This window comes from Chenggangzhangella methanolivorans (genome assembly GCF_042648545.1).
Taxonomy (GTDB): domain Bacteria; phylum Pseudomonadota; class Alphaproteobacteria; order Rhizobiales; family Methylopilaceae; genus Methylopila; species Methylopila methanolivorans.
The window spans coordinates 775,977-798,349 of the sequence record NZ_JBHRXS010000006.1 but is presented as its reverse complement, the minus strand read 5'-3'; the positions used below and the strand labels follow the sequence as shown (position 1 = coordinate 798,349).

Genomic DNA, 22,373 nt, shown 5'->3' with positions numbered 1-22,373 from the left:
GCCTCACACGGATGACGATCCGGGCTCTCCGCTGCGCTTCGGCCGGGATGACGTCCGGGGGGGCCTCGCCTGATGTCGCTCTCCTCGCCCTTCATCAACCGGCCGATCGGCACCACGCTGCTGGCGATCGCGCTCGTGCTGGTGGGGCTCACCGCCTATATGCGCCTGCCCGTCGCCTCGATGCCGAACGTCGAGTTCCCTGCGATCTTCGTGCAGGCGAGCCGCCCCGGCGCCTCGCCCGAGATCATGGCCTCGACGGTGGCGGCGCCGCTCGAGCGCGCGCTCGGGGCGATCTCGGGCGTCACCGAAATGAGCTCGGCCTCCTCGCTCGGCTCGACCCGGATCGCGATCCAGTTCGACCTTGGCCGCAACATCGACGACGCAGCCCGCGACGTGCAGGCGGCGCTCAACCAGGCGCAGGTGAACCTGCCCTCCGACATTCCCAACCTGCCGACCTTCCGCAAGATCAACCCGGCCGCGATCCCGGTGCTGACGCTCGCGCTCACCTCCGACACCACGCCGAAGACCGAGATCTACGACGCCGCCGACAGCATTCTGGTGCAGCGCCTCAGCCAGGTGGCGGGCGTCGGCGAGGTGCGGGTGCAGGGCGCCGAACAGCCCGCGGTGCGCGTCAATCTCGACGCCGACAAGATCGCCGCCATGGGGCTCGGCCTCGACGAGGTGCGCTTGGCGATCTCGACCGCCAACGTGCTCGCCCCCGTCGGCGCGATCGAGACCGACAACGCGCAGCTTACGATCGCGCTCGACGGCGAACTCGGCTCGCGGCCTGAAAAGTACAGGGACGTCGTCGTGCGCGTGGCGAGCGGCGCGACGGTGCGGCTCGGCGACGTCGCGGAGATTTCCGCAGGCGCCCGCGACACGCGCAACGCCGGCTGGTTCAACGGCAAGCCCGCGGTGCTGCTGTCGGTGACCAAGCAGCCAGCCGCCAATGTGCTCGAGACGGTCGACGGCGTGAAGGCGCTGCTGCCGGAGATCTCCCGCTGGATTCCCGCAGGCATCGACGTCACCGTGCTCGCGGACCGCACAACGACGATCCGCGCCAGCGTCCACGACATGCAGCTGACGCTCGGCGTCTCGATCGCGCTGGTGATGCTGGTGGTGTTCGCCTTCCTGCGCCGTCTCGCGCCGACCTTCGCGGCGGGCGTCACGGTGCCGCTCGCGCTCGCCGGCTCGTTCGCGGGCATGTGGGTCGCGGGCTTCTCGGTCAACAACCTCTCGCTGATGGCGCTCGCGATCGCGGTCGGCTTCGTGGTCGACGACGCGATCGTCATGATCGAGAACGCCTACCGCAATCTCGAGAAGGGCATGGAGCCGAAGGAAGCGGCGCTGAAGGGCGCGGAGGAGATCGCCTTCACGGTGGTGGCGATCTCGCTGTCTCTGGTCGCGGCCTTCATCCCGCTGCTCTTTTTGGGGGGGCTGGCCGGCCGCCTGTTCTTCGAGTTCTCGATGACGCTGGTGTTCGCGATCGCGGTGTCGACGATCGTCTCTTTGACAGTCACGCCAATGATCTGCGGCCAACTTCTCAAACGGGAGACGAGGGAAGAACGCGCCGGCGTCATGGCGCGGATTTCCGACGCCTACGCCCGATCGCTCGAAGTCGCGATGCGCGCCCCATGGCTGATGGCGGGGCTGATGGTCGCCGCCGCCGTCTGGGCCGTGCAGCTCTACATCGCGACGCCCAAGGGCTTCTTTCCGAGCGACGACGTCGGCCTCGTCAACGCCTTCGTCGAGGCGTCGCCGGACGTCTCCTTCGACGAGATCTCAGGGCTGGTGTCGCGCGCCGCCGACATCATCGCCGCCGATCCCGCGATCGCGTCGGTCGCGCCGGCGCTCGGGGGCGGACGCAACACCTCGAACGAGGGCCGCATCCAGATGACGCTGAAGCCGCTCGGAGAGCGGCCGCCCATCCGGCAGGTGATCGAACGGCTGAGAAAGCCGTTGTCCGAGATCCCCGGGCTCAGAGTGTTCATGTCGGCCCAGCAGGAGATCCGCGCCGGCGCCCGCGAGGGGCGCTCGCAATATCAGTTCACGCTCTGGTCGCGCGATCTGAAACCCTTGCAGGAGGCGGCGCCGCGCGTCGTCGAGCGGCTGCGCAAGATAGAGGGCGTGCGCGACGTCTCGACCGACCGCGAGGCCAACGGCATCGAGCTCGCGATCGACATCGACCGCGAGACCGCCTCACGACTCGGCGTCGAGATCGAGGCGATCGACGCAGCCCTCAACACGGCTTTCGCGCAGCGCCAGATCTCGGTGATCTACGGTCGGCGCAACCAGTACCGCGTGGTGATCGAGGTCGTGCCTGAAAGGGCGCGCGACTCGGCCGACGTGCTGAACGTCTACGTGCCGACCTCGAACGGCGGGCAGGCGCCTCTCTCGGCGGTGGCGACAATGACGCGCACCGTCGCGCCGCTGGTGGTGAACCATCAGGGCCAGTACCCGTCGATCACCATCACCTATGACGCCGCGCCCGGCGCCGCTCCGGGCGCGATCCAAGAGCAGATCACCCGCGCCGTCGCCGAACTGCGGCTCCCGGACGGGATCAACGCCGAATTCGCGGGAGACGCCGCCGAGCTAGCGCGGGCGGCCGGCAGCCAGTCGATGACCATCCTGGCCGCGCTTCTGGTGATCTATCTGGTGCTCGGCGTGCTCTACGAGAGCTACATTCACCCGCTCACGATTCTCTCGACGCTGCCGCCCGCGGGGCTTGGCGCGCTGCTGGCGCTGAACGCCGTCGGCGACGACCTGACGGTCATCGCGCTCATCGGCATCATCCTGCTGATCGGGCTCGTGAAAAAGAACGGCATCATTCTGGTCGACTTCGCGCTCGAGGCCGAGCGGAGTCGCGGCCTCTCCCCGCGCGAGGCGATCGTGGAGGCCGCGCGGGTGCGCTTCCGCCCGATCATGATGACGACATTCGCGGCGCTGCTCGGCGCGGTCCCGCTCGCCTTCGGCGAGGGTCCGGGCTCGGAGCTGAGGCGTCCGCTCGGCATCACGATCGTGGGCGGGCTCATCGTAAGCCAGGCTCTGACGCTCTACACGACCCCCGCGATCTACCTGCTGCTCGACCGGCTGCGGCGCAGACGGCGGACGGACGAGGAAGCGCTGCAACCGGCCGAGTGAAGCGCTCCCTTGTCCCGGACGTGATCCGGGACCCAGAACCGATTGCGCTGTCCGAATATCACTCTGACCGAGCCGTTTCTTCTGGCGACGACGTCGGTTCTGGGTCCCGGATCAAGTCCGGGACAAGGGACGCGCCGGAACCACCATCGTCATCCCCGGGCTCGTCCGGGGGATCCACGTCTCTGCGCGCCGCGGCCTATGACGATCGGTGGATGCCCCGGATTAATCGGGGCAAGACGACTGAGGTTCCGAGCGCCGTCTTCTTAAAGCGGTCCTGGCACGCCGCTCGTGCTCCGGCCAGGATGACGCCCCTTACGTCTTCACCTTCTGCTTCTCGCCGCCGGGCGCCTCGGCGTGGCCGCCGAACTGGAAGCGCATCGCCGACAGCAGCCGGTCCGCGAAGGTGTGGTCCTGCCGCGAGCGGAAGCGGGCGAACAGCGCGGTGGCGAGCACGTCGACCGGCACCGCCTCCTCGATCGCCGCCTCGATGGTCCAGCGGCCCTCGCCCGAATCGGCGACCCGGCCCTCGAACTCCGACAGCTCCTCGTCGCCGGCGAGCGCGGACGCCGTCAGGTCGAGCAGCCACGACGACACGACGCTTCCCCGCCGCCAGACTTCCGCGATGTCGGCCACGTCGAGATCGAAGCGCCGGTCCTCGGGCAGATTCGGCGACGCCTTAGTCTTCAGCACGTCGAAGCCTTCGGCGTAGGCCTGCATCAGCCCGTATTCGATGCCGTTGTGCACCATCTTCACGAAGTGCCCCGAGCCCGTCGGCCCGCAATGCATGTAGCCCTCGAGCACGCGCGGATCGCGGCTCTCGCGGTTCTTCGTCAGCGGGATGTCGCCGCGTCCCGGGGCCAGCGTCTTGAAAACGGGATCGAGCCGGTCGACCGCGTCCTTGTCGCCGCCGATCATCAGGCAATAGCCGCGCTCGCGGCCCCAGACGCCGCCGGACGTGCCGACGTCGACATAGTGGATCCCCTTCTCCTTCAGCGCCGCGCCGCGCGAAATGTCGTCTTTGTAGAAGGAGTTGCCGCCGTCGATGATGACGTCGTCGGCCGACATCGCCGCGCCCAGCGCCTCGACGGCGTCGGCGGTGATCTTGCCCTCGGGCAGCATCACCCAGACGGCGCGCGGGGCGGCGAGCCCCTCCACCATCTCCTCGATCGAGCCGGCCGGCGTCGCGCCTTCGCCCGCGAGCGTCGCCACCGCTTTCTCGCTGACGTCGTAGACGGTGCACTGATGGCCGTTGTCCATCAGGCGGCGAACGATGTTGCCGCCCATGCGGCCAAGTCCGATGACGCCGATATGCATGATCCCGTCCCGTGTTCGGGCGATGCCCGCCCTGTTCCGCTCGGCAGGGGGACATATGCCGCGCGATCGCCACGTCGACCCATGGCCGAGCCGGGCAGACCCGCGTCAATGCGCCGACGGCTTCGCCCCTGCGCAACGTGTTTCGGGATTGACGCGGGCGGCCATAAGGGTCTGATCTCCTCAAAAGGCCCTTAAAGAGGCCTCGGCTAAGAAACCCGGAGGAGACATGGCGTTCATCGCCGCCGCATCGGCCAGTCGCGCCGAGACCCGTGTTCCGGTCCGAGCGGCCGCCTCCCGATGAACGTCCAGGAGAGATCCGTGGCGGCCTCGAGCGAGGGGCTGCGCAAGAAGTTCGGCGCGTTGCGCGAAGGGTTGGAGGCCGGCCTCATCGGCGCCTCCGGGCTCGTCGAGCGGCTGCTGATCGGCCTGCTCACGGGCGGCCATGTGCTGGTCGAAGGCGCGCCCGGCCTCGCCAAGACGCGCGCGGTGAAGCGCCTGTCGGCTGGCCTCGACGCCTCCTTCGCGCGCATCCAGTGCACGCCGGACCTCATGCCCGCCGACCTCACCGGCACCACCGTGTGGCGACCCGACCAGGGACGGTTCGAGTTCCTGTCGGGCCCGATCTTCCACTCGCTGGTGCTGGTGGACGAGATCAACCGCGCGCCCCCGAAGGTGCAGTCGGCGCTGCTCGAAGCCATGGCCGAGCGGCAGGTGACGGCCGGCTCCAACACCTATCCGTTGCCCGACCCGTTCATGGTGGTGGCCACCCAGAACCCGATCGAGCACGAGGGCACGTTCCCGCTGCCCGAGGCGCAGCTCGACCGCTTCCTGCTGCATGTCGTGGTGGGGCTGCCGGACATGGAGTCCGAGCGCAAGATCCTCGACCTCGTCGAGCGCGAGACGTCGGGCGACAGCGAGGCGATGCCGCTTCGGCTCTCCGGAGAAGAAGTGCGGGCCGCGCGGCGCGAGGTCGCCGGCGTCCATCTCGCGCCGGCGCTCAAGGACTACATCGTGCGCATCGTCGCCGCGACGCGGGACGCCAACACGGTTCCGGACGTCAGGCGCGCGATCGAGTATCCGGTGAGCCCCCGCGGAACGCTCTCGCTCGCCGCCGCAGCCAAGGCGCGCGCCTATCTCCACGGCCGCGACCACGCCATCCCGGACGACGTCGCCGATCTCGCCGCCGACACGCTGGCCCATCGCCTCGTGCTCACCTGGCGCGCCGCAGCGGACGGCCGCACCGCGCGCGACCTCGTCGGCCCGCTGCTCGACGCGGTTCGGCCGGTGTGAGAGCGGGCGCGATGGCCGTGCAAAGCGTCGGCGTCTGATGGAGGCGGTCGCCGTTCCCGGCGTCGATCTCGACGCGCAGGCCCTGATCGGGCTGCGGCGCCTTACGGGCCGCGCGCCGAACCTCGCCACGCGCAAGCTCGCCGCGCGGCCGGGCGGCGTGGTCACGCGCCGCCGCGGACGCGGCAGCGAGACCGACGACGTCCGGCTCTGGATCGACGGCGACGACATCCGCCACATCGACAAGAACACGACCGCGCGCACCGGCGAGCTCCATGTCCGCACCTTTCGCGACGAGCGCGAACGCGCGGTGCTGCTCGTCGCCGACTTCCGGCCCGCGATGCTGTTCGGCACCCGCCGCGCCTTCCGCTCGGTCGCGGGCGCCGAGGCGCTCGCGATGGTCGGCTGGCGCGCGGCGGCCGAGGGCGGGCGCATCGGCCTGCTCGCGATCGGCGCCGGCGACCAGCCCGCCTTCCAGCGCCCCAAGGGCGGCGAGCGCGCGATGAGCGCGGTGATCGGCGTCATGGCCCGGGCGCATGCGGACGCGCTCGCCGACGTCGACCGCCCCGACCCGCCGCTCGACGCCGCGCTCGAGACCGCGGCCGGCGCTCTGCCGCGCGGCGGCCACCTGATCCTCGCCACCGGCCTCGACGAGCCCGGGGACCGCTTCGACGACGTGCTGAGGGCGGCCCGCTCGCGCATCTCCATCACGGTCCTGCTCGTGGCCGACGCCTTCGAGCGCGAGGCGCCGCGCGGCGCCTATGCGTTCGAGACCCGCGGCGGCCGCAGCGGCTGGTTGTCGGGCCGACGGCGCCCGAGCGACGGCGAAGATCCCCGGCGCGCGCGGCTCGTCGGCCTTGGCGTGCCGGCGATCACGATCGAGGCCTCGGCCGGCCCGGAACGCGTGGCGCCGTTGCTGGAGCGTCTCGATGGCCTCCGTTGATCCGCTGGACGGCCTGCGCGCCCTGCATCTGCCGGCAGAGACCACTTCGTGGCAGGCGGACCTCGGCTTCGCGGTCGCGGCGGGCCTCGCGCTCGCCCTCGTCGTTTCGCTCGCGCTGCGCCTGCTGGTTCGCCCGCGACGATCGCTGCGCGCCTCCGCCATGGAGGAGTTCGCCGCCGCCGAAGCCCTTCCGGGGCCGGACCGCCGCGCGGCGCAGGCCGCCGTGCTGAGGCGCGTCGTCCGCACGATCGAGGGCGACGAAGCCGCGCGAGCGACGGGACCGGCATGGGGCGAGACGCTCGACCGCGTGTTTCGCACGGAGCTGTTCGGCAAGGGCGCGGGCCGCGTCTTCGTCGACGGGCTCTACGCACGGCCCCCGGCCGCCAATGACGACGACCGAGCGCTCGACCGCGAGCTCGGCGCGCTGATCGCGACGCTGAGGCGCTAGCGGCGATGTGGCAGCTCTCCGCCTGGCAGCTTGCGGCGCCTTTCGTCCTGCTGCTGCTTCCCCTGCCCTTCCTCGCGGCGCGGCTGCTGCCGGCCGACGGGCGCGTCGGCGGCGCGCTGCGCGTGCCGGGCGCCATCGCAGCGAGCCACGGCGCGTCCGACGCCTCCTCGGTCGCGACCGGCGGCCGGCGCGTGGCCGCCTGGATCGCCTGGATCGCGCTGGTGATCGCGCTCGCCGGCCCCCGCGTCGTGCTCCCGGCGCAGGCGCTTCCGACCACCGGACGCGACCTGATGGTCACGCTCGACCTTTCGGGCTCGATGGAACGGACCGACTTCTTCCTCAATGGGGAGACCGCGCGCCGTCTCGACGCGATGAAGTCCGTCGCCGCCACCTTCATCCGCGCGCGCGCCGGCGACCGCGTCGGCCTCATCGCCTACGCCGACCAGACCTATGTGGTCTCGCCCCCGAGCTACGACGTCGAAGCCGTCGCCAAGGCGCTCGACGGCTTCGCGGTCGGCCTCGTCGGACGCTCGACCGCGATCGGCGACGGACTCGGCCTCGCGCTCCGCAGGCTCTCGGCCACCGACGCCAAGTCCCGCGTCGTCCTGCTGCTGTCCGACGGCGTCAACAACGCCGGCGTCTCGGCGCCGAAGGACGTGGCGAACCTCGCCAAAGAGATGGGGGTGCGCGTTCACACCATCGCGATGGGACCGCGCGACATTCCCGAGGGCGACGGCAATCCCGACGTCGTCGACGTCAAGACGCTGAGAGAGATGGCCGAGATCACCGGCGGCCAGACCTACCGGGTGAAGACCACGGAGGATCTTCAGGCGGCGATGGCGGCCGTGAACCAGATCGAGCCGACGCGAAGCCTCGCGCCGCCCGCGCCGATCTGGCGGGAGCTGTGGCCATGGCCCGCCGCGCTCGCCTTCTTCGCCGCCGCGGCGACCGCGCTCGTGAGGACGCGAGGCGGATGATCGACATCTTCGGCCTCGCGCTTCTGCGGCCATGGTGGCTGCTCGGCCTCGCGGTCGCGGCGCTCGTAGTGACGGCGGCGGTCCGGCGCTCGGGCGGCGTCGGCGACTGGCGGCTCGCGGTCGATCCGCATCTGCTCGACGCCATCGCCCGGCGCGGCGGCGTGGTGGCGGGCAAGGGGCGCGGCGCGCTCGCCGCCGCCGCGACCGTCGCGCTGATCGCGATCGCCCTTGTCGGGCCGGCGGCCGAGCGCGGAGACGCCGCGACCTTCCGCAATCTCGACACGGTCATCGTCGTCCTGGACCTGTCGCGTTCGGTCGCCGAGAGCCCCCAGTTCCGCGACGCCAAGGTGGCGGCGCTCGCGGCGGCGGAGGCGGCGGGCGCGCGCCAGGTCGCGGTGATCGCCTTTGCGGGCGACGCCTATCTGGTCGCGCCGCCGACCACCGACCGAAAGGGGCTCGAGACCACCCTGTTCGCGCTCGACGGCCAGACGGTGCCGGACTTCGGCAGCGCCCCGGCGCGCGCGCTCGGCCTTGCGCGGCGCACGCTGAAGGACGCCGGCGCGGTCGGCGGCGACGTGGTGCTGATCACCGACGGCGGCGGAATCGACGACGGCGCGCGCGGCGAGGCGCGGGGGCTGGCGGCCGACGGCAACGCGCTCCACACGCTGTTCGTCGAGCCGAAGACCGCGACCGACGGGCCGCCCGGCCCGAAGGCGACCGGGCGTCCGGAACTCGAGTCCCTGGCGAGTCTCGGCGGCGGCGCGTCCGGGACGGTCGAGGACCACCTGCCTGTCGACGAGAAACTCGCGAGCCGCCCCGCCGACCGGCTCGGCGCGGGCGCTTACGCCTCTCTCGTCTGGTACGACTACGGCCGCTGGCTGCTCGCGCTCGCGGCGGTTCCGGCGCTCCTGCTGTTCCGGCGGGGCGGCTGAGAATGGTCCGCGGCGCCCTGGTCCTTGGCCTCGCGGCGGCGTCGGTCGCGGCGGCGGCGCCGGCCGATCAGGTCGGGCGCGCGCTTTATCATTCGGGGGCGCCGTGGCTCGCGAGCCTGCTGCTCGACGGTCCTGCCTGGCAAGGCGCGACGCTTTATGCGCGCGGCCGGTTCGCCGAGGCGGCCGAGGCATTCGCGACGGCGCCCGCCGCCGACTACGACCGCGGCACCGCGCTTGCCAAAGCCGGAAGGCTGCGCGAGGCCGTCTTCGCGCTCGAAGCCGCGCTTGAGCAAGACCCCAACGACGAGGACGCCCGATACAATCTCGCGCTCGTCGAAGCCTTGCGGGCGAAGACCGAGCGCGCCGCCCCGGACGCCGCCGGCGCCGCCAACGCCAACGCCGCGCGCCAGAAGCGCGGCGGCGAAGCTCCGACCGACGCGGAGAACGACGTGAACTCGACCGGCGAAGGCGCGGCCGGCGACCGCGACTCCGGACGCGAGGCGCAAAGCCCCGGCCGCGCCCAGGTGTCCCGCGTCGGCGCCGCCCGGCAGACCCGCATCGACGAACGCGGCGGCGAGGCGCGCGGCTCGATCAGCGCGTCAGAAGGCGGCGGGCGCACGGGCGGCGAAGGCGCGAAGGTGGCCAAACCGTTCGAGGAGTTACAGAAACTGCCGAAGCTGAGCATGAGCCAGCAGGTCGTCCAGCCTTCGCCGCAATGGCTGGAGACGATCGCCGACGATCCGGGCCGCTTCATCAGCCTCAAGCTCGCGGCGGAGCGCGCCGGACGCGCGGAGCGGGGCCTGGCGGCGCCCGCGGAGACAGACCCATGGTGAGGACGACGGCTCGCCTTCTCCTGGTTTGCGCGACGGTCCTGCCCCTCGGGGCCGCGGCGCAGGAGCGCTCGATTTTCGACGACGTGAGGATCGAGGTGACGCCCGAGAGCCACGGCGTCGACCCCTATCCGAACGAGCTCGTCATGCTGCGGATCCGCGGCACGTATCGGCCGCTGATCAACATCGCGCACATGATCCAGCCGCCGCTCACCAATTTCGGCTGGACCAACCTGACGCGCGACGTCGCCTATGACGCCGAGTTCGATGGCTTTCCGGCCAAGACGTTCGAACGCGTCATCGCGATCTTCCCGGAAAAATCCGGCGAGCTCGAAATCGGCAGCTTCACCCACAAGCTCAGCGTCGTGGACGGGGCTGGCCAACGGACGCTCGAGGTGAAATCGGCGCCCATCAAACTGAAAGTCGCGGAATGGACGGGCCCCGGCGGCCCCCGCGACCCGAAACAGTGGTGGCTGCCCTCCGCCGGGGTGCGCGTCACCGACCAATGGTCGGGCGATCCCAACCGCGTTCCGCGCGGCGAGACGCTTCGGCGCACCGTCACCATCGAGGCAGACGGCGTCATGGCCGAGCAGCTCCCGCCCTCGCCCGTCATGCGCTCGCCCGGCGTCATCTCGTTCCGCGGCCCGATCGACCGCGAGACGCGCGTCACCGAGAACGGACCGGTGGCGCGCGCGGTCTATCGCTGGGACATGCGGCCGACCACCGCCTATCCGGCGATCGTGGAGCCGATCGACATCCCGTGGTTCGACACGCGATCGCGGACGATGCGCAAGGCCGTCATCCCGGCTCAGCGGATGGCGTGGGCGGTCTCGGGAGCGCCAGCTGACGCAAGCGCAGCGCCGGCCGAGGCCGCCCCGGGGCCATGGGCGACGGCGGGCGCCGGCGCGCTCGCCTTTCTTACAGGGCTTGCGCTCCTGACGATCGGCAGGCGCGGAGCCGGCGCGCCCCGGCTTCCGCCGCGCGCGCTCTACGCCATGCGGATCGCCGCATGGCGACGCGACCCGGTCGCCTTCCGGGCGGCGGTCACGCGGCTGGCGCGCGCCGAGCCGGAAGCGTCGCGCCTCTGGGCGCGAGATCCGGAGGCCCGCGCAGGCCTCGCAGAACTCGACCGGCACCTGTTCGACGCCGCGGCCGCGCCGCCGCCCGCGCTCGGGCGCCTGGGCCGCCGGATCGCGAGCGCCCGCGCGGCCGCCGTCGCGGCTGGCCGCACGGCGCGCTCAGGCCTTAAGCCGCTCGACGGTCCGGCGTGACGCCGCTTCAGACGCGCGACTTCGCCCGCATGGCGTCGACGCTCCAGGGGCCGGGGCCTGCGAAGAACAGGTAGAGGAACGTGAAGCTGTAGAGCGCCGCGAGCTCGCCCTTGTTGACGATGGGGAAGAAGCCGTTGTGCGCGTGGCCGACGAAATAGGCGGCGGCCGCCATTCCCGACAGCAGGAAAGCGGTCCAGCGGCTGAACAGCCCGATGGCGAGCACGGCGCTGCCGAACAGCTCGATGATCCCCGCGACGAGAATGAGGGGCGGCAGCGGGTCCGGTCCCGGGATCGGGAAGTCCAGGAGCTTCTGCGTGCCGTGCTGCATGAACAGCAGCGCCGCCATGATGCGCAGGATGCTCAACACGCGGGGCGTCCAGGCGGAAAGCGCAGCGTCATTCATGGGGAAGGCCTCTCGGAATCGATACGCGTCTTCCGAGAGGTTCTAGCGACCTGCGCGGCGGAAGCGAGCGCGGATCGCCGAAACGTGTGATGAGTAGCGCCGTTCGAAAATGCGCGAGCGCAAGCAGACGGCGCTGACAGCGTCGCCTATTCCGCCGCCACCGCCTGAGGCGCCGCTTCGGGAAACGTCGGATAGACGTCGAACGACCGGCCCATCTGCTTGGCGAGCGCGAGAACGGCGTCGATATAGGGGGTCGGCCGCCCGATCAGCCGGCCCATCTCCTGCACGGCCGAAAGAAGGGCGTCGAGCTCGAGCGGCTTGCCGGCCTCGAGATCCTGCAGCATCGAGGTCCGGTGCGCGCCGACCTTGGCAGCGCCGTCGATGCGCCGCTCGACATTCACCCTGAACCGGGCGCCGAGCGCCTCGCCGATCCCTTGCGCCTCCAGCATCATGTTCTTGGCGAGCGCCCGCGTGCCGGGATCAGTGGCGACGACGTCGAGCGTGGCGCGCGTCAGCGCCGAGATCGGGTTGAAGCAGAGGTTGCCCCAGAGCTTCAGCCAGATGTCGTCGCGAATGTCGTCGTAGTAGCGCGCCTTGAGGCCGCTCGCGTCGAGCGCGTCGCCGAAGGCCTTGAGGCGGTCGGACTTGGTGCGGTCGGGCTCGCCGAGGCCGAAGGCGTCGCCGTAGATGTGCTTGACGACGCCCGGCTCGACGATCTCGGTCGCCGGGTAGACGGTCGCGCCGATGACACGCTGCGGTCCGATCGCGTTCCACTGGCGATCGCCTGGGTCCACGCTCGACAGGCGAAGATCTTTGTAGGGACCCTCGAGCCCGTAGAAGTACCACCACGGAACGCCGTTCTGCGCAGTGACGACCGCGGTCTCGTCATGGAACAGCGGGGCCATGTCCTCGGCGGATTCCCAGGCCTGATGGGACTTCAGCCCGACGATCACGAAATCCTGCGGCCCGAGCTCCGCCGCAACTTTCGTCGCCGGCATCTTGGCCACCCTCTCCTCGCCGTCGATGAGGAGCTTCAGCCCGTTCTCGCGGATCGCCGCGAGATGGGGGCCACGCGCGACGAGCGAGACGTCGATCCCGGCGCGCTTCATCTGGACGGCCATGTAGCCGCCGATCGCGCCGGCGCCGTAGATGCAGATCTTCATCGCAAGCGTCCCCGTTGGCGCCCGGACCCGGTCCGCCGGCGCGTGAAGAAGGTGATGAATGCTGAAGGCGGTGCGGCGTTATCGAGCCTGGGCGAGCGCCTCGGCGATCGTGCGGCCGACGAGATGCGCGCTCGGCGCCACCCTGACCCCGGCGCGCTCGAGCGCCTTGATCTTGGCGGTGGCGTCGTCCTGCGCCCCGAAGGCGAGCGCGCCGGCGTGCCCCATGCGGCGCTCGCGCGGGGCGTGGGAACCGACCACGAGCGCGACGACCGGCTTGTTGGGCTTCACCTCGGTCAGGTAGTCGGCGACCTCCTGCTCCTCGTGGCCGCCGATCTCGCCGATGAGCACGAGCCCGTCGGTGTCGGGGTCGGCAAGGAACAGCTCGACGCAGTCGCGCATCGACATGCCATGGACCGCGTCGCCGCCGACGCCGACCGTCGTGGACTGGCCGAGCCCCGCGGCGGTGACCTGCGCCACCACCTCGCTCGTGAGCGAGGCCGAACGCGACACGACGCCGACGCCGCCCGGCCGCTCGGACCCCGTCGCCATGACGCCGAGCTTGCAGACGCCGGGCGCGAGCACGCCCTGGCTGTTGGCGCCGACGAGGCGGGTGCGCGAGCCCTTCAGCGCGTCCTTCACCCGGATCATGTCGAGCACGGGCACGCGTTCGGTGACGGCCACGACCAGCGGCGTCTCGGCCTCGATGGCCTCGATCATCGCAGCCGCCGCGGTCGCGGGCGGCACGAACACGATCGAGGCGTTGGCCTTGGTGGCCTCGCGCGCCTGAGCGACCGTGTCGAAGATCGGCAAGTTGAGGTGGGAGCGCCCGCCCTTGCCCGGCCGCACGCCGCCGACGACCCGCGAGCCGTACTCCATCATCGACGCGACGTGATGGGTGCCGGCCCAGCCGGTCACGCCCTGCGCCACGATCGTGGTGTCCTTGTCGAGCAGGATCGCCATCAAGCCCTCCCAGCCGCGACCGCGACCGCCCGGGTCGCAGCCTCGCCCATGTCGTTCGCCTCGATCACCGCGCAGCCGAAATTCGCGAGCCGCGAGCGCGCGAACTCCGCGTTCTGGCCCGCGAGCCGGATCACGATCGGAAGCTTCCGGCCCGAGCGGCGGAGCGCCACCCCGAGGCCTTCGGCGATCGTGTCGCAGGACTGCATGCCGCCGCCATGAACGTTGATCAGCAGCGTGCGGATCTTCGGATTGTCGAGCAGCAGCGCGAAGCCGTGAGCGATGTCGAGGCTGCGCGCGGTGGTGCGCACGTCCATGAAGTTGGCGGGCTTGCCGCCCGCCGCCATCACCATGTCGAGGGTGGCGAGGCCAAGCCCCGCGCCGTTCGACACGAGGCCGATGTCGCCTTCGAGCTGGACGAAGTTCAGCTGGTCGCGATGCGCCGACAGCTTGGTGCGCGCCGCCTCGTCGTCGTCCCGCAGGGAGGCGAGGTCGGGATGACGGAACAGCGCGTTGTCGTCGAGCGTCATCTTGACGTCGAGCGCCTTGAGCTCTCCCGCGGAGGTGACCGCGAGCGGGTTGATCTCGATGAGCGCGGCGTCGAGCTCCACGAAGGCGCGGCGCAGTCCCTCGACGAGGTCGCAGCCGGGTTCGATCTCGGCGCCCTTGAGGCCGATCCTGCCGAGGAAAGCCCCGACCGCCTCGCGATCGATCCCGCCCGTCAGCGGCAGCGCGACGCTTTCCTGCTTGAGCACGCCGCGGCGCGCGCGTTCCTCGACGCCCTCGCCGCCGTCCTCCGCGCCGATCGCCACAAGGCCGCCGACCGAAGGATCGACGAGCAGCGCCAGATGAATGGCGCGGTCGCTCGTCACCGCCTCCTCGACATAGACGCGGCGCACGGTCTCGCCGCCTTCATCGGTCTGGGCCGTGACGAGGCGCTGGCCGATCATGTCGGCGGCCGCCTTGCCCGCCATCGCGGGGCCGTGGACGATCTTGACGCCGCCGGCCGCAAGCCGCTCGCCGGCGCGGATCTGCGCCTTGACCGCGATCTTGGCCGCGCCGAGGTCGCGCGCGACGGCCTCCGCCTCGTCGGGCGTCAGCGCCACGAAGCCGCGCGGCGCCGGCAGGCCGTAGTCGGCCAGCAGGCGCTTGGCCTGAAACTCATGAAGCCGCATCGTACGCGCCTCCTTCCCTTGGACGGACGCGCTGACCGCGCCTCGTTGTCTGGCATATTAAATACCAGTTCGCGTTCAGCGCAACTGAACCGAAAGTCGCGGGGACGCGATTTTGACTGACGTTACCGCCATTCAGTCGAAGATGTCGCCGTGCTCCTCGACATAGGCGGCCAGGCCGAGCGTGTGCTCGCGCGACAGCCGCTCCGCCGCGTCGACGTCGCGGCGCTCCAGCGCCTCGATGATGGCGAGGTGGTCGGACATCGACTTGGTGGCGCGGTCGTCGCGGCCGATGGTGATCTGCCGGATGCCGCGGACATGCATGAAGATGTTCGAGGTGATGTCGATCAGCGCCGACGAGCCCGACAGCTGCACCAGCGTCTGGTGAAACTCGATGTTGGCCGCCGAATACTCGTTCAGGTAGTCGGCCGGCTTGTGGCCCTCGTCGAAGCTCTCGAACAGGCGACGGAGCTTGGCGATGCCGGCGTCGCTGGCGTTGGCGACGGCGAGCCGCGCCGCCATGCTCTCGAGCGCCGCCCAGGCCTGGACCATCTCGATGACTTCGACGCGGGTCTTCCGCAGCACCATGATGCCGCGGCGGGGCACCGACTTCACGAAGCCCTCTTGTTCGAGCATCGCCACCGCCTCGCGCACCGGCGTGCGGCTCACGCCGAGCTTCTCCGACAGCTGCCGCTCGTCGAGCCAGGTGGCTTCCGACGAGGAGTAGATGTCCATGTTGACGATGGCCTGCTTCAGCGCGGCGTAGACCTTGGTCTTGTAGGTCTGTTCGGGCGCGAACTTCTCGAGGACGAAGGCCCCGCTCGTGTCTTCGGCCATCGGCGTCGTCATCGTCGATCTCACGGAACACGCGCTCCCAAAGTCTCAGCGTCGGCCGCCCGCTCGGCTTGACGCATCGGGACCGCGCGCGACGGGCCCGACCACAAGTCTAAGTGGCGAATCTTGCGCTTCGCCATAGCAAAAAGGGCGACCCTTGGAGCCGCCCTTTTCAGGTTTTATGAGTTATATGACGGGCGCTCTTCAGGTGTCCATTGCCAGAAGGACGCGCCCCCGCCCCGCCCGAACAGCTCGGCGGAGCAAAACAAAAAGCCCTCATCCGCGCGACGGAGCCGCTTTGGGCTCGCCGCCGGCCGTCCAGGGAGATGGAACGGCCGCCTGTGAGGCGTCCGTCCGCGCCCCATGCGCGCGGACGGACCAGGACGGATGAGGGAAGTCCGCCGACGACGCGGAAAGGCTCAGGCCATGACGAGACCCGCTCCCCGCGCCCACTGATACTTCGCGCCCAGCACCTCGACCGGGGTCTCGGCCGTGCAGGGGCGGGCCACGACGCCGTGGCCGTAGAGTTTCTCGCAGGCCGCCTCGACCTCCGCCTCGCCCGCCAGCCAGGCGACGATCGGCTTGTCGACGCCCTTCGCCCGCATTCCGGCGACGAGCTCGATCAACTGGTCGGCGAAGGCGAGCGGCGACGCCGCCGTCTGACCCCAGCCAAGGACCAGCGCATGCACGGCCTCGTCCGCGAGCGCGGACTGGACGGCCTCGCGATAGCTCTCCGACGGCGAGGGTTCCGCGACCTCGACCGGGCTCTCTCCGGCGTCTTCCCGCAAAGCCAGGCCTTCGAGCTCCGCGCCGAGACCTTTGGGCGCCTCCATCAACGTCAGCCCGCTGTCGAGGCAGGCGTCCGACAGCAGCGCTCCCAGGCCGCTTGATGCGCTGATGACGAGAACGTTCTCGCCCTTCGGCGTCGGCAGAGCCGGCAGGCCGCGCGCGCAGTCGAGCATCGAGCGGAGCGAGCGAGAGCGGATGACGCCCGCCGCTCTCAAGAGGTCGTCGTAGATCTTGTCCCGCGCGTCGGTTTCGGCCCGGTCCGCGACAGCGTCCGAGGCCCTGCGTCCCGCCTTCAACACGAGAACGGGCTTTGTCTTGGAGACCCGGCTCGCGACCTCGACGAAAGCCCTTCCGTTCAAGAGCTCCTCGCACTGGATCGCGATGACCGAGGCGGCCGGCTCTTGTCCAAAGAAAGCGAGGAGATCGGCCTCGTCGATCTCGGACGCATCGTCCAGACCGACGACCGCCGAGACGGCCATGCCGGTCGAGCGGGCGAAGCCGATGATCGACGTCGCCACAGCGCCGGACCGGGAGGAGAACGCCGCTCCGCGTCCGCCGGAAGCGCCCGCCGGGAGCTTCGCCGCGCCGGCGCTGACGCGCAGATCGACGGAAGAGTTCGTCGCTGCGACGTCGCGCCGGCCCCGCTCCCCGCGAGGCCGGAAATCGCAGACGATGCGCGCGTCGACCGCGGTCGCGAAATGCTCGGCTGCGAACACCGGGTCGAGATCGATCCTCAGGATGTCCGGACAGTCGCCGATGAGGGCCGACACGTTGACGAGCAGGTCGGCGAGTTCCTCCCGGTTCACGGGCGGAGAGCCGCGGAGGCCGTCGAGCAGCTCCTGCGCCCGGATCGACGAGACCATGCCGAGCGCCTGCTCGTGGCTCACCGGCGCAAGGTGAAAGGTCCGGTCGCCCAGAACGTCGCCCAACGCGCCGCCGAGACCGAAGGCGACCAGCTTGCCGAAAGACGGGTCGGACTCAGCGCTGATCCGCGCGTCGACCGCGCCCGAGGGCAGCATCTGCTGGATCTGGACGCCGGCTATGATCGCCTCGCCGGCATGGCGATAAGCGTTGCCGACGATCCGCTCGAAAGCCGCGCGCGCCTCGCTGTCCGACTTCACGCCCAGGACCACGCAGCCCGCATCCGACTTGCGCAGGATTTCGGCCGAGACGATCTTCATCGCGACCGGATAGCCGATCGAGTTGGCGAGCCGCGCGGCCTGGTCGGCCGACGTCGCAAGCCCCTCCTTCGGCAAGGGGATGCCGTAGGCGTCGCAGAGAACCTTGGCTTCCGGCGCCGTCAGAGCCGTGCGGCCCGCGGCGCGCACGCCGTCGAGAACCGCGCGCACGCTTTCGGCGACGTCCAGTGAGGCGGCCCGGGCGCTTTTCGATGCGATCGGCGTCACGGCGTCCCCGGGTCTCCTGAAAAGGCCTCGATCGGACCGTTGTGCCGGCTGCTGCGGCCAGATCCTCAGGCCGCATGAACGGCGGCTGACGACTGGCATTTGGCATGCCAGACCCTCGCCTTGTCAAGCGCCGCCGTGACGAAACGGTTCGAAAACTTTCGATCAACTCTCGGTTACGCCGCAACGCAGCAAAACGCTGGCGCGTGATCGAGCGCCGCCATGCCGTCTACTTGGGGAGATCTTCGAGCAAGGCGCGATCGTTCCACGGGGCGCTCGCGTCGACGCGCCTCCAGGCGGCGTCAGACAAGAAAACAGCGCCTCGCCAACCCTGGCGAAGCGCTGCTTTTAAGCGCAGGGCTCAGAAGCCGAAGGCGGCCTCGATCGGGCCCTTGGGCAGCGGCACGAGGAACCAGATCTCGAACATCACGAAGCTGACGCCCGAAATTCCGAGCGCGACCGCAAGCGACTTCCAAATCGGGAACTTGCCGAAGAAGTACATGAAGGCGGCGATATAGATGGCCGAGGCCACATAGATGCCGATGTAGCTCGTGGCGAAGACGTAGATCAGCGCCGGCACAAAGATCGCCGACATGCGCAGCACGCCGGTCTTCGTGGTGAGCGTCTCGTCGGCTTCAGCCTTCGAGATGACGGCCCGGGCGAGGTTGATGGCGCTCGAGATCGCCATCACGACGGCGATGTAGAACGGGAAGTAGCCAGGGGCCGGCCCCTCGTTCGGCCGCCAACTGAAGCCGAGCCGGGTCGCGTCCTTGATGACGATGGCGGAGGCGACAAGGAACAGGCAGGCGACGACGATGTCGGCCGTCCTGTGACTGACGAGAGCAGGCTCGTCGTCGTCCTTGCGGGGTTCGGTGATGTCGCTCATCGGTGAAACCTCGTCGCCTCCGGTCGTTCTTCGTCAGGCCTCTGCGGGCCCGTTGCTGGTTACTGCGAGGCCGCGAGGAAACCCGCGCCCTGCATCAGTTCCTTGTGCTTGGCCTCGGTCGCGGCGAGCCACTTGTCGAACTCGGGCCCGGTCATGAAGGTCTGGTTGAACGCGCCCTTCTTCATGAACTCCTTCCAGTCCTCGGTCGCCATGACCTTCTTGAAGAGATCCACGTAGAAGGCGACCTGCTCGTCGGTCGCGCCGGAGGTGGTGAAGATGCCGCGCAGCATCTGGTACTCGACGTCGAGACCAGCCTCGTGGCAGGTCGGGATGTCGCTCCAGGCCATGTCGTCCGTCACCTTGTCGGTGTAGGTCGAGCGCTTGGCGTCGAAGATGCAGAGCGGCTTCAGCTGCTTGCCGCGCCACTGGGCCACCGCCTCGATCGGGTTGTTGACCGAGCTGTCCACATGGCCGCCGACGAGCTGCACCGCGACTTTGCCGCCGCCGTCGAAGGGCAGATAGGTGAAGTGCTTGTCGCCGAGCTGCTTCTCGATCGCCGCGGTGATGATCTGGTCTTCCTGCTTGGATCCGGTGCCGCCCATCTTGAACTGGCGGTCGGGCGCGGCCTTCACCGCGTCGATGTAGGCCTTGGCGTCGGCGTAGTTCTTCTCGACGTTGGTCCACAGGATGAACTGGTCGAGCGCGAGCATCGCGACCGGCCTCATGTCCTTGTAGGAGAACGGCGTGCCGGTCCCGAGCGGGGTCGTGAACAGGTTCGACAGCGTGATGATGATCTTGTGCGGATCGCGCGCCGAGGACTTCATTTCCAGGAAGCCTTCGGCCCCCGCGCCGCCGCCTTTGTTGAGCACGACGACGGGCTTCTCCATCAGATTGTTCTTCTGGATCACGCCCTGGATGAAGCGGGCCATCTGGTCCGCGCCGCCGCCCGTGCCGGCCGGGATGATGAAGGTGACGGGCTTCGTCGGTTCCCACGCGGCCATGGCGGCGACCGGCGCGGCGAGGACCGCGACGCCGGCCGCAAGCGCGAGCGCGGTCTTCTTGAGTGTGTTGGTGAGCATGCGCAGTCCTCCCAGGTCGCCGCTTGTTTCGCGGCTTTCGCCTTTGAACTCGTGTCTCGGGGGTTTGGCGCGCCAAATCCCAAGGTCATGCATCCTCACGCGGCGGCGCGCGCCGCGTCATCACCTTTCTTGTTGAACAGCATTGATACCAATGGCCAAAGCGCGAGGATCACGCCGAGCGTCATGATCGAGCCGCTCAGCCAGTTGTGCCAGAAGATGGTGACGTCGCCCTGGCTCGACAGCATGGCCTGGCGGAACGAACTCTCGGCCTGGTCGCCGAGCACGAGCGCAAGGACCAGCGGCGGCAGCGGGTAGCCGAGCTTGGTGAAGAAGTAGCCCATGACGCCGAAGACCAGCATCATCCACACGTCGAACATGGAGTTGTTCACCGTGTAGGCGCCGATGGCGCAGACCACCACGATGGCGGGCGCCACGATCGAGAACGGCACCCGCAGGATCGCGGCGAAGAGCGGCACGCAGGTCAGCACGATCACGAGGCCGACGAGGTTGCCCATATACATCGAGGCGATGAGGCCCCAGACGAACTCCTTCTGCTCGACGAAGAGCAGCGGGCCGGGCTGAAGGCCCCAGATCAGCAGGCCGCCGAGCAGCACGGCCGCGGTCGGCGAACCGGGGATGCCCAGCGTCAACATCGGCAGCATCGCGGCCGTGCCGGCGGCGTGGGCCGCGGTCTCAGGCGCCACGACGCCCTCGAGCTCGCCCTTGCCGAAGTTGCGGCCGTTCTTGGAGAAACGCTTGGCGAGGCCGTAGCCCATGAAGGAGGCGGGCGTCGCGCCGCCGGGCGTGATGCCCATCCAGGCGCCGACGATGCAGCTGCGCAGGAAGGTGAACCCCATCTTGGGCAGCTGGCGCCAGGTGCGGATGACCGCGTCCATCTTCAGCTTGGCGGCGGCGCCGCGGAAGCTCAGGCCCTCCTCCATCGACGACAGGATCTCGCCGATGCCGAAGAGACCGATGACCGCGACCAGGAACTTGAAGCCGTTCAGCAGCTCGTCATAGCCGAAGGTGAGGCGCAGCGTGCCCGTCACCCCGTCGAGGCCGACGGAGGCGAGCGCGAAGCCGAGGCACATCGAGGCGAGCGTCTTGAACGCGGAGCCGCGGCCCATGCCGAGGAAGCTCGCGAAGGTCAGGAACTGGACCGCGAAGAACTCAGCCGGGCCGAAGCGCAGCGCGAACTTGGCGATGACAGGCGCGAGGAAAGTGATGAGGATGACGGCGAAGATCGCGCCGACGAAGGACGAGGTGAAGGCCCCCACCAGCGCCTCGTCGGCCTTGCCCCTCTGGGCCATCGGATGGCCGTCGAAGGTGGTGGCGACCGACCATGGCTCGCCTGGAATGTTGAAGAGGATCGAGGTGATCGCCCCGCCGAACAACGCCCCCCAGTAGATGGAGGTGAGCATGATGATGGCCGAGGTCGGATCCATCGAGAAGGTGAGCGGAAGAAGAATGGCGACGCCGTTGGCTCCCCCGAGCCCCGGCAGCACCCCGATCACCACGCCCAGAACGATGCCGAGCACCATGAGCATGATGTTGTAAGGCGAAATCGCGACCGCGAATCCGCCCAGCAGGGAGCCAAGCTCCTCCATGCGCGTTCCTCCACCCCGATGGCCGTCTTTACTGGCCGGGCGTTTCTCGCCCGATCCCGACGTGCTCTGACAAAGACGCTATCTGTGGCTGAACTGGTATGCAATATGCCTTTTTACGTTGCATTGCAGCAGCCGAGCCACGTGTAAAACGATAGTTGCAAGCCGAAATCGGCTCGGTATATGGTATGCCAAGAACCACGGGCCCGCAGAGACCGGCCCGACGCGGGACGAGGCGCCTCTTTCCATGGCCAACGCCGACCTGGACATCCAGCCGATCGACGATTCGCCGAGCCTCAAGTGGCGCGCCTACGACGCCTTAAAGAGCGCGATCGCGGGGATGGATATCTATCAAGAAGACGCACAGCTGCGGCTCGACGAGCGTGCTCTGTCGCTCCGCTTCGGCGTGAGCCGCACGCCGCTCCGAGAAGCTCTTGCGCAGCTTGAGCTGGAGGGCCTCGTGCGCATCGTCCCTCGCCGCGGGATCTACATCGCGCGCAAGACCAAAGTTGAAATGCTCGAGATGATCACGGTCTGGGCCGCGCTCGAGAGCATGGCGGCGCGACTGGCCGCCGAAGTCGCGACCGACGAGGAGATCGTGAGCCTCCATGCGCTGGTCGACGGCTTCAACGGCGCGGACGTCGGCAGCCACATGTTCGAGTATTCGGACGTCAACATCCGGTTCCATCAGGCCATCATTTCGCTATCGCGCTGCAAGATGATCGAGGAGATGGCCAACGGCCTCTTCGTGCACGTTCGCGCGATCAGGCGCCGGACGATCTACGAGCGCGACCGGGCCAAGCGGTCCGTCGTCGACCACAAGGACATCGTCGAGGCGATCGAGGCGAGAAACGGCGAACGCGCCGAACGTCTCGTTCGCGAGCACACGCTCAAGCTTCGCGAGCATGTCGACCGTTTCGTGACGCTGGACTGAACCGGC

Annotated in this window: 19 protein-coding genes; 9 read left to right on the top strand and 10 right to left on the bottom strand. The window is 69.5% G+C overall.

The genetic code is table 11. The features are described 5' to 3' along the window. Positions 1 to 72: 72 nt before the first annotated feature. The gene (locus tag ACFOWB_RS15270; RefSeq protein WP_378148089.1) at positions 73 to 3,141 is read left to right on the top strand and encodes an efflux RND transporter permease subunit; all 3,069 of its coding nucleotides are present in this window, start codon (positions 73 to 75) and stop codon (positions 3,139 to 3,141) included. 312 nt (positions 3,142 to 3,453) lie between these two features. On the opposite strand, the gene gnd is transcribed toward ACFOWB_RS15270, so the two are convergent. Then, on the bottom strand, positions 3,454 to 4,455 hold the full coding sequence (gene gnd / locus ACFOWB_RS15265; protein WP_261403050.1) for a phosphogluconate dehydrogenase (NAD(+)-dependent, decarboxylating): 1,002 nt from the start codon (positions 4,453 to 4,455) through the stop codon (positions 3,454 to 3,456). A 297-nt stretch (positions 4,456 to 4,752) separates the two neighbouring features. Between gnd and ACFOWB_RS15260 the strand changes: the two genes are divergently transcribed. From ACFOWB_RS15260 to ACFOWB_RS15230, 7 genes are read left to right on the top strand one after another with little or no spacing between them, the layout of a single operon-like run. Further along, a complete protein-coding gene (locus tag ACFOWB_RS15260) occupies positions 4,753 to 5,745 on the top strand; it encodes an AAA family ATPase (RefSeq protein WP_261403049.1) in 993 nt (330 codons plus the stop codon). Positions 5,746 to 5,782: 37 nt separating this feature from the next. After that, a complete protein-coding gene (locus tag ACFOWB_RS15255; protein ID WP_261403048.1) occupies positions 5,783 to 6,685 on the top strand; it encodes a DUF58 domain-containing protein in 903 nt (300 codons plus the stop codon). Next, on the top strand, positions 6,672 to 7,133 hold the full coding sequence (locus ACFOWB_RS15250; protein WP_261403047.1) for a DUF4381 domain-containing protein: 462 nt from the start codon (positions 6,672 to 6,674) through the stop codon (positions 7,131 to 7,133). The genes ACFOWB_RS15255 and ACFOWB_RS15250 overlap by 14 nt, the downstream gene beginning before the upstream one ends. Positions 7,134 to 7,138: 5 nt before the next feature. After that, positions 7,139 to 8,110 carry a VWA domain-containing protein gene (locus tag ACFOWB_RS15245; protein ID WP_261403046.1) on the top strand — a complete coding sequence of 324 codons (972 nt, stop codon included), beginning with the start codon at positions 7,139 to 7,141 and terminating at the stop codon, positions 8,108 to 8,110. Next, positions 8,107 to 9,042, top strand: a complete 936-nt coding sequence (locus ACFOWB_RS15240; protein WP_261403045.1) for a vWA domain-containing protein — start codon at positions 8,107 to 8,109, stop codon at positions 9,040 to 9,042. The genes ACFOWB_RS15245 and ACFOWB_RS15240 overlap by 4 nt, the downstream gene beginning before the upstream one ends. A 2-nt stretch (positions 9,043 to 9,044) precedes the next feature. Then, positions 9,045 to 9,875 (top strand): tetratricopeptide repeat protein, encoded by an 831-nt coding sequence (locus ACFOWB_RS15235; RefSeq protein ID WP_261403044.1) that lies wholly within the window; start codon positions 9,045 to 9,047, stop codon positions 9,873 to 9,875. After that, on the top strand, positions 9,869 to 11,143 hold the full coding sequence (locus tag ACFOWB_RS15230) for a hypothetical protein (protein ID WP_261403043.1): 1,275 nt from the start codon (positions 9,869 to 9,871) through the stop codon (positions 11,141 to 11,143). Before ACFOWB_RS15235 ends, ACFOWB_RS15230 begins: the two co-directional genes overlap by 7 nt. A 7-nt stretch (positions 11,144 to 11,150) precedes the next feature. On the opposite strand, the gene ACFOWB_RS15225 is transcribed toward ACFOWB_RS15230, so the two are convergent. The 9 genes from ACFOWB_RS15225 to ACFOWB_RS15185 form a co-directional block, all read right to left on the bottom strand. Then, positions 11,151 to 11,546 carry a DoxX family protein gene (locus ACFOWB_RS15225; RefSeq protein ID WP_261403042.1) on the bottom strand — a complete coding sequence of 132 codons (396 nt, stop codon included), beginning with the start codon at positions 11,544 to 11,546 and terminating at the stop codon, positions 11,151 to 11,153. A 146-nt stretch (positions 11,547 to 11,692) separates the two neighbouring features. Then, positions 11,693 to 12,709 carry a 2-dehydropantoate 2-reductase gene (locus ACFOWB_RS15220; RefSeq protein ID WP_261403041.1) on the bottom strand — a complete coding sequence of 339 codons (1,017 nt, stop codon included), beginning with the start codon at positions 12,707 to 12,709 and terminating at the stop codon, positions 11,693 to 11,695. Positions 12,710 to 12,787: 78 nt separating this feature from the next. Further along, entirely contained in the window at positions 12,788 to 13,669 is an 882-nt protein-coding gene (sucD, locus tag ACFOWB_RS15215; protein WP_261403040.1) for a succinate--CoA ligase subunit alpha, read from the bottom strand. After that, entirely contained in the window at positions 13,669 to 14,841 is a 1,173-nt protein-coding gene (locus ACFOWB_RS15210; RefSeq protein WP_261403039.1) for a succinate--CoA ligase subunit beta, read from the bottom strand. Before ACFOWB_RS15210 ends, sucD begins: the two co-directional genes overlap by 1 nt. A 132-nt stretch (positions 14,842 to 14,973) precedes the next feature. Further along, complete coding sequence (locus tag ACFOWB_RS15205) at positions 14,974 to 15,687, bottom strand: GntR family transcriptional regulator (RefSeq protein WP_261403038.1); 714 nt, start codon at positions 15,685 to 15,687, stop codon at positions 14,974 to 14,976. A gap of 404 nt (positions 15,688 to 16,091) precedes the next feature. Then, positions 16,092 to 17,867, bottom strand: a complete 1,776-nt coding sequence (locus tag ACFOWB_RS15200; protein WP_261403037.1) for an acetate--CoA ligase family protein — start codon at positions 17,865 to 17,867, stop codon at positions 16,092 to 16,094. 358 nt (positions 17,868 to 18,225) lie between these two features. Then, on the bottom strand, positions 18,226 to 18,750 hold the full coding sequence (locus ACFOWB_RS15195) for a tripartite tricarboxylate transporter TctB family protein (protein ID WP_261403036.1): 525 nt from the start codon (positions 18,748 to 18,750) through the stop codon (positions 18,226 to 18,228). Between the two features lie 59 nt (positions 18,751 to 18,809). Further along, positions 18,810 to 19,829, bottom strand: coding sequence for a tripartite tricarboxylate transporter substrate binding protein (locus ACFOWB_RS15190; RefSeq protein WP_261403035.1), 1,020 nt, complete (start codon positions 19,827 to 19,829; stop codon positions 18,810 to 18,812). A 95-nt stretch (positions 19,830 to 19,924) separates the two neighbouring features. Continuing rightward, positions 19,925 to 21,436: a tripartite tricarboxylate transporter permease gene (locus tag ACFOWB_RS15185; RefSeq protein ID WP_378148081.1), complete on the bottom strand. Its 1,512-nt coding sequence runs from the start codon at positions 21,434 to 21,436 to the stop codon at positions 19,925 to 19,927. 244 nt (positions 21,437 to 21,680) lie between these two features. Between ACFOWB_RS15185 and ACFOWB_RS15180 the strand changes: the two genes are divergently transcribed. Further along, a complete protein-coding gene (locus tag ACFOWB_RS15180) occupies positions 21,681 to 22,367 on the top strand; it encodes a GntR family transcriptional regulator (RefSeq protein ID WP_378148079.1) in 687 nt (228 codons plus the stop codon). The last annotated feature ends 6 nt before the right edge of the window (positions 22,368 to 22,373 follow it).

What these genes read in the sequence shown, in the direction of transcription:
- ACFOWB_RS15255 (WP_261403048.1), top strand. Translation starts at nt 5,783, where the DNA reads ATGGAGGCGGTCGCCGTTCCCGGCGTCGATCTCGACGCGCAGGCCCTG.
- ACFOWB_RS15250 (WP_261403047.1), top strand. Translation starts at nt 6,672, where the DNA reads ATGGCCTCCGTTGATCCGCTGGACGGCCTGCGCGCCCTGCATCTGCCG.
- ACFOWB_RS15245 (WP_261403046.1), top strand. Translation starts at nt 7,139, where the DNA reads ATGTGGCAGCTCTCCGCCTGGCAGCTTGCGGCGCCTTTCGTCCTGCTG.
- ACFOWB_RS15195 (WP_261403036.1), bottom strand. Translation starts at nt 18,750, where the DNA reads ATGAGCGACATCACCGAACCCCGCAAGGACGACGACGAGCCTGCTCTC.
- ACFOWB_RS15205 (WP_261403038.1), bottom strand. Translation starts at nt 15,687, where the DNA reads ATGACGACGCCGATGGCCGAAGACACGAGCGGGGCCTTCGTCCTCGAG.
- ACFOWB_RS15220 (WP_261403041.1), bottom strand. Translation starts at nt 12,709, where the DNA reads ATGAAGATCTGCATCTACGGCGCCGGCGCGATCGGCGGCTACATGGCC.
- ACFOWB_RS15190 (WP_261403035.1), bottom strand. Translation starts at nt 19,829, where the DNA reads ATGCTCACCAACACACTCAAGAAGACCGCGCTCGCGCTTGCGGCCGGC.
- ACFOWB_RS15260 (WP_261403049.1), top strand. Translation starts at nt 4,753, where the DNA reads ATGAACGTCCAGGAGAGATCCGTGGCGGCCTCGAGCGAGGGGCTGCGC.
- ACFOWB_RS15270 (WP_378148089.1), top strand. Translation starts at nt 73, where the DNA reads ATGTCGCTCTCCTCGCCCTTCATCAACCGGCCGATCGGCACCACGCTG.
- sucD (WP_261403040.1), bottom strand. Translation starts at nt 13,669, where the DNA reads ATGGCGATCCTGCTCGACAAGGACACCACGATCGTGGCGCAGGGCGTG.
- ACFOWB_RS15180 (WP_378148079.1), top strand. Translation starts at nt 21,681, where the DNA reads ATGGCCAACGCCGACCTGGACATCCAGCCGATCGACGATTCGCCGAGC.
- ACFOWB_RS15185 (WP_378148081.1), bottom strand. Translation starts at nt 21,436, where the DNA reads ATGGAGGAGCTTGGCTCCCTGCTGGGCGGATTCGCGGTCGCGATTTCG.
- gnd (WP_261403050.1), bottom strand. Translation starts at nt 4,455, where the DNA reads ATGCATATCGGCGTCATCGGACTTGGCCGCATGGGCGGCAACATCGTT.
- ACFOWB_RS15225 (WP_261403042.1), bottom strand. Translation starts at nt 11,546, where the DNA reads ATGAATGACGCTGCGCTTTCCGCCTGGACGCCCCGCGTGTTGAGCATC.
- ACFOWB_RS15230 (WP_261403043.1), top strand. Translation starts at nt 9,869, where the DNA reads ATGGTGAGGACGACGGCTCGCCTTCTCCTGGTTTGCGCGACGGTCCTG.
- ACFOWB_RS15240 (WP_261403045.1), top strand. Translation starts at nt 8,107, where the DNA reads ATGATCGACATCTTCGGCCTCGCGCTTCTGCGGCCATGGTGGCTGCTC.
- ACFOWB_RS15210 (WP_261403039.1), bottom strand. Translation starts at nt 14,841, where the DNA reads ATGCGGCTTCATGAGTTTCAGGCCAAGCGCCTGCTGGCCGACTACGGC.
- ACFOWB_RS15235 (WP_261403044.1), top strand. Translation starts at nt 9,045, where the DNA reads ATGGTCCGCGGCGCCCTGGTCCTTGGCCTCGCGGCGGCGTCGGTCGCG.